Below are 13,399 nucleotides of genomic sequence, written 5' to 3'. Positions count from 1 at the left end.
CTAGGGTTAAGAATAAAAAAACTTTAGACTCTTGACTACCACAGCATCAAACACAGATATATAGGAATCGGGTTTGATTCAAAGAAATCACTTGTGTGGTGCGCGAATCGCAGCGCAAGCGTGATAGGCAAGCAATAGGCAATAGTAAAAAAGATAGGTCAACGTGTACTGACTTTTTTGAAAAATCAAATAGTAGTTTTGTATAATTTTATATAATAAGTAAATATATTTTTTATAAGATTTTTAAATAATACATTTGTCCACTTAGTGAAGTTAATGGTAGACTATACCTTGGTATAAATAGTTATGAGATAAACAAGCAAAAACTGCTAAAAAAATAGATAGTAATATATAAAATTTAGATGAAGTTAGTGAAAATACTGGAAAATGAAGTGCGTAAATTACTAAAATCTCAAAAGAGGAGACTGTAGCCAAAGCGATCGCCCAACGCGGAATGATTCAAATTGAATCAAGAAAGCCAGCAAATATACGGCTGTATTAACCCCAGGATGTACACACTATTTTTATGTTATTTGAAATATGAAAACAAACTCATCCACTTCACTGTTAACAGTTCCAACTGGTCCACTTAAGATTTCAGAATTACCGCCTAACGATGTAGCAACAAGTAGCGAATCTATCTATTTTTCTCTAGTAATTCCTACTTATAAAGAACGTGACAACATTAAAAATATAGTTAGTATACTGAGTCAGTTACTGGATGAATCAATTCCAGGAAAGTATGAGTTAATTGTGGTAGACGATGACAGTCCAGACCTGACCTGGGAAATAGCACAATCCTTGACAACGCAATACCCACAGTTGCGGGTAATGCGCCGCCAACAGGAGCGGGGGTTGTCTTCAGCAGTGATTCGTGGTTGGCAAGCAGCCACAGGAAACGTGTTGGGGGTGATTGATGGAGATTTGCAGCACCCACCAGAGGTGCTGATGCAGCTGTTACGTAATGTTGAGCAGGGAGCAGATTTAGCAGTAGCCAGCCGTCATGTGGAAGGAGGCGGCGTCAGTAGTTGGAGTGTTGTCAGGCGTTTGTTGTCCCGTGGCGCTCAGTTGTTAGGCTTGATTATCTTACCAGGGGTACTGGGGAGAGTTTCCGACCCCATGAGTGGTTATTTTATGGTGCGCCGGAGTGCGATCGCCAATGCAAGACTCAATCCAGTAGGATACAAAATTCTTCTAGAGGTAATTGGTCGGGGAAAGGTAAACCAAGTTGCCGAAGTTGGCTATGTATTTCGCGAACGCACAGAAGGTGAGAGTAAAGTCACATGGAAGCAATATATAGATTACATACACCACTTAGTGCGGTTGCGGCTTTCCACAGGAAGAGTAGGACGATTGAAGAGAAAAGTGAATTTTCCTGTTGGTCGATTCCTTCGCTTTGGTTTGGTTGGCTTGAGTGGGGTATTTGTGGATATGGCAGTGCTTTACTTATTAAGCGATCCGACTACCTTAGCTTGGCCATTGACACGCAGCAAAATTATTGCTGGTGAAATTGCAATTCTAAATAATTTCTTGTGGAATGATGCTTGGACATTTGCCGATGTTAGTGCTAGACAGCAAGAATGGAATCAACGCCTGAAACGGTTTGTCAAATTTAATGTCATTTGCCTTGCCGGATTGGTGTTAAATGTACTGATATTAAATTTAGTCTTCAATTTCCTAATTCCTAACCGTTATATTGCCAATCTAATCGCGATCGCAGTTGCTACTATTTGGAATTTCTGGGTGAACTTGAAACTCAGCTGGCGCGTCACTGATGTGAAATAATCACAACGATGGATTTGAGATTTTGATTTTTGTTTTTACATTTTAGAACGAACCTAAATGTAAAACGTCAAATCTATAAATCCATGAGTGTGAGGCCGGGCTATGAAAGTTATTTTTGGGGATACATCCCATTTTTGCAAAAAGATTATCTTGTTGTTGCCTGTTTACGCAGCCCAGATTCTGCCTCCGAGAGGTAAAAAGTCTGCCCCACAACAGATAGCTTGGCACAAGTGGTACGATCCCCTTTTTCCTAGCTGGTTTCATCCGTTGATGTGGTTCATTATCGGTTTTGGCTTGCGTCTAGCCAACTTGACTGCAAAGCCTCCTTGGACTGATGAATTTTCCACTTTAGTTTTTAGCTTGGGGAATAATTTTTTAGGAGTACCCCTAGATCGAGCGATCGCAGCTGATATCCTATTGCAACCGCTACAACCAAACCCAGCTGCTAGTATTGGTGATGTAATTCATAACTTAGTTACACAAGATACCCATCCACCACTGTATTTTGTCTTAGCTTATTTGTGGATGAAAGTATTTCCCAGCGAAGGAGGATTAGTATCGCTGGTTGCTGCGCGATCGCTACCAGCTTTCATCGGCGCTATCTCCATCCCTGGTGTTTACGTATTAGGTAGAGTAGCATTTCGTTCGCCATTAGTGGGAAACTTGGCTGCTGCCATCATGGCAGTATCACCCTACGCAATCTTTTTGTCACAAGAAGCACGCCATTATAGTTTAGCGGCCTTGTGGGTAATTGGTTCTCTCACCTGCTTAGTAATTGCCACACGTCATCTTCAAAACCGCACGCCATTACCGATGTGGTTAGCAATTGCTTGGGTAGAAATTAATGCTTTGGGTTTTGCTACCCATTACTTTTTCAGCCTTACCCTCTGCACTGAAGCTGTAGTTTTGATGGTTCTGGCTTGGCATCAAAAACAAACTAGCATAAAATTTTCTCTGCTGTTCTCTTCTAGTTGGCAACGCATCTATGCAGTTGCTATCGGTACTCTTGTCGCAAGTTTAATTTGGCTACCAATCTTTTTAGAAAATAGAAATCGCGATAATTTGACTGAGTGGATTCGAGGTGCGCGTGAGGGACTAGATTGGATCGGCCCAATTTTTCAAGCTTTAGGAACATTGATTACAATGATTTCCCTATTACCAGTTGAATCTGCACAACTATTGGTTGTGATTCCTTCGGGGCTGGTGATGCTGATTTTCTTTATTTGGGCAGTGCCAATTTTAGTGCGTGGGATTAAAGTTCAACTACAACAGCCAGAAAACCGGATGATGATTCAGGTGCTAGCTGGAGTTGCTATTAGTGCGATCGCTTTATTCTTCATCTTTACGTATTTTTTGGGTATTGACCTAACCAGGGGTGCTCGCTATCACTTTATTTATTTTCCCGCGATCATTGTTTTACTGGGCGCAAGTTTGGCAGTTTGTTGGCATCCCCCCAAAGAATTAATCAATAAAGGCATAGGTAGATGGGGAATCAATGGCAAAAAAGCTGCAATCTTAATTTGGTTAATGGCATTTATTAGTTCAATTACAGTATTGTGCAATCTCGGCTATCAAAAATATTATCGCCCTGACCTTTTTGTGCAATTACTTCAACAAATATCTCCAGTACCAACATTAATTGCCACCACTCATAAAACTCATGTACATACTGGGGAAATGATGGGGATAGCTAGAGAGATTAAACTTGGAAATTCACCTCAAAATACCCTATTTCTCCTTGCCCATCAAGACCAAGACCCGAATACTTCCAACATTGCTCTGGAAAATACTTTAAAGACACTACCACGACCTTTTGACTTGTGGTTAGTAAACTTTCATGCCCCCGTAGCAGCCGCCGTCAAAACATGTGTGATGTCTGATACTGCATCTTTACCAAATGTAGATGGCTACGAATATCAACTTTATCATTGCCAATAAGGAATGGGGAGATGAGGAAGTAGGGAGCAGAGGGAAAAGAAGTCATTTATTCATTCTCCCCCATGCCCCCCTGTCTTTTCCCCCTGCCCAATACAGATGCATCTTGTGGAAGTTCCTCAAATTTGAATATCCATAGGAGACTAGAGAAAGAAGAACAAAATATATCTGACACGTTTTTAAGCAGCAAAGGCTTTTTGTAGTTAAGGAGGATTTATGCGTGCAGTACTAATGGCAGGCGGTTCGGGAACGCGGCTTCGTCCGTTAACTTGCGATCTGCCCAAACCGATGGTGCCTATCCTAAATCGACCAATTGCCGAACATATTATCAATTTGCTCAGAAGACATCAAATCACAGAAGTTATTGCGACATTGCATTATTTACCTGATGTCTTGCGAGATTATTTTCAAGACGGCAGCGATTTTGGTGTCCAAATGACCTACGCTGTGGAAGAAGATCAGCCTCTGGGTACAGCTGGTTGTGTGAAAAATATTGCCGAACTTCTTGATGAAACTTTTTTAGTGATTAGCGGCGATAGCATAACAGATTTCGACCTCACAGCAGCGATCGCATTTCATAAACAAAAACAATCAAAAGCTACTTTGATTTTGACTAGAGTTCCCAACCCCATTGAATTTGGGGTGGTGATTAGCGATGAAGAAGCACGAATTCGCCGATTTTTAGAAAAACCCTCTAGTAGTGAAATTTTTTCCGATACCGTCAACACTGGCACTTACATTCTTGAACCAGAAGTTTTGGAATATCTGCCAGCCAATACTGAATGCGACTTTTCCAAAGACTTATTTCCTTTACTTTTAGCAAAAGATCAGCCAATGTATGGTTACATTGCTGAAGGTTACTGGTGCGATGTCGGTCACTTGGATGCCTATCGCGAAGCTCAGTATGATGCATTAGACCGGAAAGTGCAACTAGATTTCCCCTACAAAGAAGTTTCTTCTAAATTGTGGGTAGGTCAAAATACTTATATCGACCAAACCGCCGTAATTGAAACCCCAGCAGTGATTGGTGACAATTGCCGCATCGGCGCAAGAGTCCAGATTGAGGCAGGAACCGTAATTGGCGATAATGTCACTATTGGCGCTGATGCTAATCTCAAACGTCCCATTGTCTGGAATGGAGCAATCATCGGCGAAGAAGCACATCTTTCTGCCTGTGTGATTTCTCGTGGTACACGTGTAGACCGCCGCGCCCATGTATTAGAAGCTGCCGTTGTAGGTTCGCTTTCTACTGTGGGAGAAGAAGCTCAAATCAGCCCTGGTGTGCGTGTTTGGCCCAGTAAAAAAATTGAGTCAGGTGCTGTTTTAAACATCAACTTGATTTGGGGAAATATTGCCCAACGCAATTTATTTGGGCAACGTGGCGTCCAAGGATTAGCTAATATTGACATCACCCCAGAGTTCGCGGTGAAATTGGGAGCTGCTTACGGTTCTACTCTGAAACCTGGTTCTAAAGTAACGGTTTCCCGCGACCAGCGTAATATTTCTCGAATGGTGACGCGATCGCTGATTGCTGGTTTGATGTCAGTAGGTGTTGATATTCAAAACCTGGATGCCACAGCTATCCCTATAGCCCGCACAGTTATACCGATAATGGGGGTAGTTGGTGGTATCCATGTGCGCGTACACCCCGATCGCCCTGACTACATTTTGATTGAATTCATGGATGCTAAGGGTATTAATATCTCCAAAGCCCTGGAAAAGAAAATTGAAGGGGCTTACTTCAAGGAAGATATGCGGCGGGCCCTAATTCATGAAATTGGCGATGTCTCTTACCCCAGCCAAGTCATGGATAGTTACTGCACTGCTTTTGAAAAACTTTTGCATGTTCATACACTCCGCAATAGTCGGGCAAAAGTGGTAATTGATTATGTTTATGCCGTGTCTGGGGCAGTTCTACCCCAAATGTTAGATAAATTTGGCGCTGACGCAGTGGTATTGAATGCCAGTGTCAATAAAACGGCGATGTCGGTCACTGACCGCGAAGGACTGCTGACTCAATTAGGTCATGTGGTGGAAGCGCTGAAAGCTAACTTTGGCGTCCAAGTCTCGGCTAATGGCGAACAGCTGATTTTAGTTGATGAATCAGGCTACCCAATTCGTGGGGAAATGTTAACAGCACTGATGGTAGACATGATTTTAACTGCTAACCCCAGAGGCACAGTAGTAGTCCCGGTTCATGCTTCCAGTGCTATTGAACAAGTCGCCCGTCGCCATGATGGCAGAGTAATTCGCACCAAAGCCAATCCCACAGCTTTAATGGAAGCTTGTCAGAAAAATCCCAATGTGGTGCTAGGAGGTAGTGGAGAAACTGGTTTTATTTTCCCACAACTGCATCCGGGATTTGATTCCATGTTCTGCATTGCTAAAATCATCGAAATGTTGACCATACAAGAGCGATCGCTTGCGGCTGCGCGGTCAGAATTGCCCCGCGTAATTCACAAAACTTATACAGTACGCTGTCCTTGGACAGCCAAAGGTGCTTTAATGCGCTACTTGGTGGAAACTCACCCAGCCCAAAATCTAGAACTCATCGATGGCGTAAAAATTTGCCAACCCTACGATGACAGTTGGCTGTTAGTTTTACCAGATGCCAGCGAACCGCTCGTACACTTGTACGCAAATAGCAACGATCGCGATTGGGTAGACGAAACCGTAAGAAACTACCGCACCCGCGTCCAGGCTTTTGTGGAAAGACAACAAGAATATCAACCCGCAGAAGTGTAACAAAAAAGACCTCTCCCTCAAGCAAGGAGAGGTTTAAAAATTTGATTTTTTCGTTGTTTTTAAATGCAAAGGGGCGCAGAGTCAAGACAGAGGTACGCAGAGGTTTGCTCCTAATTATTTTGAGGCAAAGCGAATAAAATCTCCGCGCCGGCAGTCCCTCATGGGGAAACCCCCAAGACCGCGCTGCCTCACCTTTGCGCTAACCTTTGCGTACCTTTGCGTTGAAAAAAGCTATGATTTACGATACTTTGGATCGCCAAATATAGGATTGGTTATAAATTTTTCATCTGTCAAACTTTTTAAGAATTCAATTAAATCCTGTTTTTCTTGGGCACTCAACTTAAATCCAGAAATAAAATTACTTTTAAGCGGATTTTTGCTGCCAACACCAGCAAATTCACCGCTAGAAATAGTTCTTCCACCTGCTTCATAATGGTCGATCGCTTCTTCTAAAGTGGCAATGCTACCATCATGCATATAAGGTGCAGTTATGGCGATATTTCGTAAAGTTGGTGCTTTAAATTTACCCATATCTGCTGGTTGATGAGTAATTTCGTAGATGCCCGTATTATTACGTGGATATGCACCTTTAGCATCAATATTATAAAGTCCTGTGTTGTGAAAAGCTATTTCTGTAAATGCCAGTCGTTCGTGTTGAATAGAATCGCTAAAATTCAACCCTCCGTGGCAGTGAAAGCATTCTAAACGCTCACTACTAAATAAAGCTTCACCTCGTTTTGCTGCTGTAGAGATTGCATTTTTATCGCCACGATAACGATATCGATCGTAAGGTGAGTTAAAGGAAATTAAACTGCGTTGAAAGGATGCTAAGGCTTTGATTAAATTGTTGAGATTAATATAACTATTACCGCGACCAAATGCAGCTGTAAATAACTTTTGATACTTTTCATCTTCCTGCAATATTTTCAATATTTCTTTTTCTTTTCCTGACAAACCCATCTCCACAGGATGTTCAGAGAACATTGGTATTAAAGCTTGGGTTTCGAGTTTTTTCATTTCTGGATGTGCCCAAGTCAAAACAGAGTTATATGCTACATTAGCAAGACTCATGGAGTTTCGCGGGTGTTTTTCACCTGTTGCGCCAACTGCTACAAGTTTTCCATCTGTAAATGCTAAAGCTTGAATATGACAGGAAGCGCAGGAAAATTGACCATTTACAGAAAGACGTTTTTCATAAAATAAATGACGACCAAGTTCTACTTTTTCTGCCGTCATTGGGTTATCAATTGGTACTATTGGTTTGGGAATTCCAGGGGGAATATCCCAAACGTATGTATTATTAAGATTTGGTGCTGATAAAACCCGATTTAAACCAATGGATAAAACAAGTGCGATCGCAAAAATAATAGACAATATCAAACAGCGCTGCCATCGAAAAATCATTTGTTTCATTTAATACTGAAAAAACTTTGTTTTACGGTTGTTTGACCGCCAAAAGGAATACCAAAGCCTGCCATAATTCCAGTGCAATCTTTATCGTTGGCTTCTGACATACATCCTGGGGCTGTATTTGCCTGATTGCGGTTTAAATTGGTGTTTTCTAAAAGTTTAGCGATATCGATAACAATCGTGTTTTTGCTGGGATCGAAATTCTCAAGATTAATTTTCGCAATGTTGGGATATCTACATGTAGTTGTTGGCTTTTGGCTGGATGTTTCGGCTTGACAACCTGTGCTACCTAAATGAATGAAAAAAGCATTACCCGCTTCTTTTTCACCATTTTTATATAAGTGTGTAGCTGTTGATTGAGTTTTTTCTAAATGTGCAAAATCAATCCGAGCAAACTTATATCCAAATTGCCAATTCCACCACAGGGATGTCAAATTTAAAGGTGAAGGTGCCAGAGTCGAGTCCTCGTGGTTGAGATTTTCAGGTACACCTAAAGTAAATTTAATGGCTTTATATTTGCCTTGGGGAACTTGACCGATAACAACATCACGAGTTTCCACTGTACCATTCGCACAAGCACCAGTTTTATCTTCAAAATCGATTAATGCGACATTCTGATATTGCCATTTTCCATCTTGGGTAAGTACGAGAGGAATAGTTTTATTATTGTTATCAACAAGACTAATATCAGAAATATAAAAACGAAAATCCAATGGTGTAACCCTTGTTTGGGATTTCCCTAACTGATAATTACTGCCACAGCGAAAAGGTTGATTCCCGACTTTAGCTGCAAATTTAACTGTGATATCTTGGGTTTGAGCAGCATTTGTCTGTAGTAAGTAATACTGATTAATCAGTAATAGACTACCAATAGTTGATAAGGAGATGGCAACAGATTTCATTATCTTTGTCATGACATTTTTTACTTGATGCGGTTTTGTTGCGATCGTCTATCATTTTTATTTTCAAGTCAAAAGACATACTGTCAAAATACGTTAATATGACAGGCTGTCTTTTGACACACTGAATAATTTAAGTAAAGAATTATTCCTATATTCACTGAGTACAACATTATTATCATTTATATTGTTGCACTCAGAATTTTTCTATTAGATGTGATTCTGAAGTGTGTAGGAGAGAATAGGTTGAATTTCAACGCTTTGGTATATCTTTGTATACGTATTGGTATTGTTGGCACAGTATACTCGATCGCATCCACAAATGTATTCGCACAAACCACTTCCAATTTATCTGAAGAAATAATTAAGGATAATACGACTTTAAATTTTATTGGTGATACAAAGAAAGCCATACCTGCGGCGGTAAACTACGCAATTAAAGCGAATACCCAAACACCAGCTGCCAATATCCACCAATTAAGTGATATTCAGCTTCCTAGCACAACAGCAAAGGATTTGTTGGTGCAGTCAGAACAAACACAACCAAGTAATCCCGAAAGTATTAAAGTCACAAGTGTAAAACTCAAGCCAACATCCGATGGTTTAGAAATCATTTTAGAAACTCCAAACGGTACACTACAAATCGCCGATACCTTCAATGATGGTGATATATATATTGCAGATATCGCAAATGCAGTTTTAGCCTTACCTGAAGCAAAAGAATTTCGTGCTGACAACCCAGCACAGGGAATTACTGCAATTACAGTTACTCAATTTGAATCAAACAACATCCGAGTCACGGTGACAGGAAGCTTTGGTTCGCCAAATGTAAAAGTAGTCAACACAACCAATGGTTTAACCCTAAGTCTGTCTCCACTTGAAGATGATATTGAACTTCTCGTTGTCGCCCAAAAACGACCGGAAGATGCACAAAATGTACCCTTGAGTTTAACGGTAATTCCGCGCCAAGAACTTGAAGACTCTCAAGTAGATTCCTTGATTGACATCGCCAATCAAACACCTAACTTTAACTTTTATCCCACATCTGCCGGTGGTACAGAGTTCAGCTACTACAGTATCCGGGGTTTGAATAACCAAAATTTCCTTACTGCTCAAGATAGTGTAGCCTTTTATATCGATGATGTGCCGGTTGACTACAACGGTTTTCTAGACTTAGCTTTGACAGATTTGGAAAGAGTAGAAGTATTGCGAGGCCCCCAAAGCACACTTTACGGCCGCAGTAGTTCTGGTGGGGTAGTAAATATTATCTCCCGTGAAGCAACTCCTGAACCAGAAGTGAAATTTGCCGTTGGTTACGGTAAATATAATAGCCGCGAGTTGCAATTTTCTCTCAACGATGCTTTGGTTGACGATAAACTCGCATTGTGGATTGCTGGATTTCAGAAATCACAGGACGGGTTTATTGAAAACCTCGCTACGGGTAATACAATTGGGGAGTGATCGCGAATTGCTGCGCGAGCGCAACTTTTGTGGACACCATCATCTGATTGGAAGATTAGTTTCAACAGTTACAATAGTTTTACAGACGATGGTAATCCTACTTATAACCGAAGAGATGCGCCTGACCCATTCAAAGTAAATTTACAGCGAGAAGGGTTTAATAATCTCAGTACAAATACACAAGCTTTAAAAATTAACTATAACAGTGATGCTTTGCGCGTAACATCTATTACCGCACGTCGGTTCACTACTCAAGACAATGTTGTTCCCGGAGATACAGGTATACAGGTGATTGACAATATCAGTTCAACCCTGTGGACGCAGGAATTACGTTTGCAATCACCAGACACCGCCGACCGTTTTCAATGGTTATTAGGAGCTTATTACGAGTCCCGCGATTTTATTGTTGATGACGCTCAAACCGAATTTTTTGGATTCGGGACATTCCGACGTACTGGAAACGATAATCGTCAAACCTATGCAGTATTTGGACAAGTAGATTATAAAGCGATCGCTCCCTTAACATTATTTGCTGGTTTGCGCTACGAATCTAGTACAGCGTATTCTGATAGCACCTATGAGTCAGTAAACGCCAACGGTAGCTTAACTCCACTGCGTCCAGCATTTCAAGATGAAAAAGTTAGTAGCGATGAACTTATTCCTCGCTTCGGATTGAAATATGAATTTAATCCCAACTTAATGGCTTATGCGACTATTGCTAAAGGTTACAGACCAGGTGGTTTGAATTATCGCGCTAACAGTGCAGCAGAACTTCGATTTGGAGAAGAAAAAACCTGGAGTTATGAAGTAGGTTTGAAATCTACTTGGCTAGACAATCGTTTGCTTGCCAACTTATCAGTCTTTTACAACGATGTAAATAACTATCAAGTTTTACAATTTGATGAAAGCGGTTTTTTTGGACAGATTAATAATGTTGACCTCAAAGCAACTGGAGTTGAATTTGAACTGAACGCAAAACCCACAAAAGGACTCGATTTAATTGCCTCAATTGGTTATGTAGATAGTAGATATAAAAATTACTTGAATATTGACACAGGTATTAACCTCAGCGATAATCGAGTTCCCCTTGCACCGCAATTTACCTATAATTTAGCAGTTCAATATCGCAGTTCTGGAGGTATATTTGCACGCGCAGAATTACGCGGTTATGGTATAACTTATTTTGACGATAACAACCAAATCAAGCAAGACCCCTACGCGGTTGTGAATGCCAGAATCGGTTATGAAAGCGGGAAATACGGTATTTATTTATATGCCAATAACTTGTTTGATACTCGTTATATTACGTCTGGATTTTTGTTTCCACCCCCAATTCAAACCGTAGGATTTGGTGACCCAGTGACCTATGGAGTACAAATTAGGGGAAGTTTGTAAGGAAAGAGCACGTCTTGGTAAAAAATTAAGTATTACTACGCGGCAATAGGAGTAATAGCAATCTTAAATCATTCCTGGAAAGTTAGATCCCCGACTTCTTGAAGAAGTCGGGGATCTGAACACCACGAATTTAAACCAAAAATTACTATCGCTAACCTTCTAAACGCTTTGAAAGCGGTTCAAAATTCTCATCGAGGGCATTCTGGTAAACTTCTCTCGGCGTAATTGCAATCAAAATAAATTAGAGCTTCCCTACTAGAATCAAATTCTCCAGTTGTGGTGTCTGGACTACTTGTTGGACTTGCTTCAACTGACCAAATTTTTAAGTAGTAACTGCTATTATCATCGCTAGACCATAATTCATAGCGTGAAGATATTGTAATATCATGTCCGCATAATTAGTTATGCTAACCACAGTCATTACACCCCACCCCCAACCCCTCCCCGCAGGCGGGGAGGGGAGACAAAGCGTAGCTTTGGCTCTTTGGGGTTCTTCGGGTTTAATAAGCAATCAAGCGGACATGATATAAGATGCCAATTTCAAACAATCTTTTGGCATCAGACCGAATTTCGTAGTATTCCAACTATGCTCTTGCACAGTCGGGTAGTTACTCTTAAAATAAAACTACGGCAAGTCAATAAAATTACCGTAGTTTTATTTTGCAAAAGGAGATGATTATAAAACTCCCTCCAAAATCAAGCCCAAAATCTCTTTGCTGAAATACTTTACAAAAATTTACAGCTAGTAAATGAAAAAACTTTTCAATAAGTCTGGTAGTATATCCTTGGGCTTATTGATATAGATATTCATTAAGCTGGTTATATATTTCAGCTAGTTGCAAACTTTATCAGGAGATAAGACCATGACAAGCGTGACTGCTCAAACACTAAAGTCGATTACCTGGCGGGCAACTTCTCAGGAAGACTTTTAGGCACTGATGTTGCTCATGCTAGGTTCATTGTCTTCTAGGTGAGGAGCAATCAGAGCAATGACTTTCTTTTAATCGCCAAATACGACTTTGCACCAGCAATGTATAAGCAGGGATGCCTGGTTTGGCAACCTTGGGATTTGGTGTTGGCGACGTTTAGATTCGAGATTTAGGATTGAGAATTTTTCTCTTAAAGATTTCGATAAGTCTAGCTGTCGCCATCGTGTTTCAAATTGGCATTAGCGATCGCTGCGGAAATTATTGTGTTCGCAAAACTTTATATCAGGTGTCAACATGTCGAAAAAAATAGGTCTGTTCTACGGGACTCAAACCGGTAACACTGAATCTGCTGCCGAACAAATTCGAGATGAGTTTGGTGGTGATGTTGTAACACTACATCCAATATACGAGGCGGATACTTCTACTTTTGATGAATATGAATTGCTGATTATTGGCTCTCCCACTTGGGATATTGGTCAACTTCAAAGCGATTGGGATAGCTTTTTGCCCGATCTTGATGAAATCGATTTTAGTGGTAAGTTGGTTGCCTATTTTGGTGATGGAGACCAATTTGGTTATGCAGATAACTTTCAGGATGCCATCGGAATTTTGGAAGAAAAAATTTCTCAACGAGGTGGAAAAACTGTTGGTTATTGGTCAACAGATGGATATGACTTTAATGAATCTAAAGCTTTGAGAAATGGCAAGTTTGTTGGCTTGGCGCTTGATAACGGTAGCCAATCTGATTTAACAGAAGAGCGAATTAAAACTTGGGTTGCTCAGTTAAAGACAGAATTTGGTTTGTAGAAATTAGGGGCGTACAACTGTACGCAATACTTG

General features: G+C 40.7%; 8 protein-coding genes. 6 read left to right on the top strand and 2 right to left on the bottom strand.

Annotated features, from left to right (window positions below; translation table 11 throughout):
* The first annotated feature begins 540 nt into the window (after positions 1–540).
* The 3 genes from ACM0OY_RS16090 (at position 541) to ACM0OY_RS16080 (ending at position 6,465) form a co-directional block, all read left to right on the top strand.
* Positions 541–1,785, top strand: a complete 1,245-nt coding sequence (locus ACM0OY_RS16090; RefSeq protein ID WP_414569847.1) for a glycosyltransferase — start codon at positions 541–543, stop codon at positions 1,783–1,785.
* A 270-nt stretch (positions 1,786–2,055) separates the two neighbouring features.
* On the top strand, positions 2,056–3,723 hold the full coding sequence (locus ACM0OY_RS16085; RefSeq protein ID WP_414569888.1) for a glycosyltransferase: 1,668 nt from the start codon (positions 2,056–2,058) through the stop codon (positions 3,721–3,723).
* A gap of 213 nt (positions 3,724–3,936) precedes the next feature.
* A complete protein-coding gene (locus ACM0OY_RS16080; protein ID WP_414569846.1) occupies positions 3,937–6,465 on the top strand; it encodes a sugar phosphate nucleotidyltransferase in 2,529 nt (842 codons plus the stop codon).
* Between the two features lie 231 nt (positions 6,466–6,696).
* On the opposite strand, the gene ACM0OY_RS16075 is transcribed toward ACM0OY_RS16080, so the two are convergent.
* Positions 6,697–7,869, bottom strand: a complete 1,173-nt coding sequence (locus ACM0OY_RS16075; protein WP_414569845.1) for an MbnH family di-heme enzyme — start codon at positions 7,867–7,869, stop codon at positions 6,697–6,699.
* A gap of 5 nt (positions 7,870–7,874) precedes the next feature.
* Positions 7,875–8,789, bottom strand: a complete 915-nt coding sequence (locus ACM0OY_RS16070; RefSeq protein ID WP_414569844.1) for an MbnP family copper-binding protein — start codon at positions 8,787–8,789, stop codon at positions 7,875–7,877.
* Positions 8,790–9,020: 231 nt separating this feature from the next.
* On the opposite strand from ACM0OY_RS16070, the gene ACM0OY_RS16065 reads away from it, so the two are divergent.
* The 3 genes from ACM0OY_RS16065 to fldA all read left to right on the top strand — a co-directional run bounded on the left by ACM0OY_RS16065 (position 9,021) and on the right by fldA (position 13,366).
* Positions 9,021–10,235: a TonB-dependent receptor plug domain-containing protein gene (locus ACM0OY_RS16065; protein ID WP_414569843.1), complete on the top strand. Its 1,215-nt coding sequence runs from the start codon at positions 9,021–9,023 to the stop codon at positions 10,233–10,235.
* Positions 10,236–10,262: 27 nt separating this feature from the next.
* The gene (locus tag ACM0OY_RS16060; protein ID WP_414569842.1) at positions 10,263–11,630 is read left to right on the top strand and encodes a TonB-dependent receptor; all 1,368 of its coding nucleotides are present in this window, start codon (positions 10,263–10,265) and stop codon (positions 11,628–11,630) included.
* 1,223 nt (positions 11,631–12,853) lie between these two features.
* Entirely contained in the window at positions 12,854–13,366 is a 513-nt protein-coding gene (gene fldA, locus ACM0OY_RS16055; RefSeq protein ID WP_414569841.1) for a flavodoxin FldA, read from the top strand.
* The last annotated feature ends 33 nt before the right edge of the window (positions 13,367–13,399 follow it).

The sequence above is a fragment of the Nostoc sp. CCY 9925 genome, from assembly GCF_963920935.1.
Lineage (GTDB): Bacteria > Cyanobacteriota > Cyanobacteriia > Cyanobacteriales > Nostocaceae > Nostoc.
This window is presented reverse-complemented; position numbering and strand designations above follow the sequence as displayed.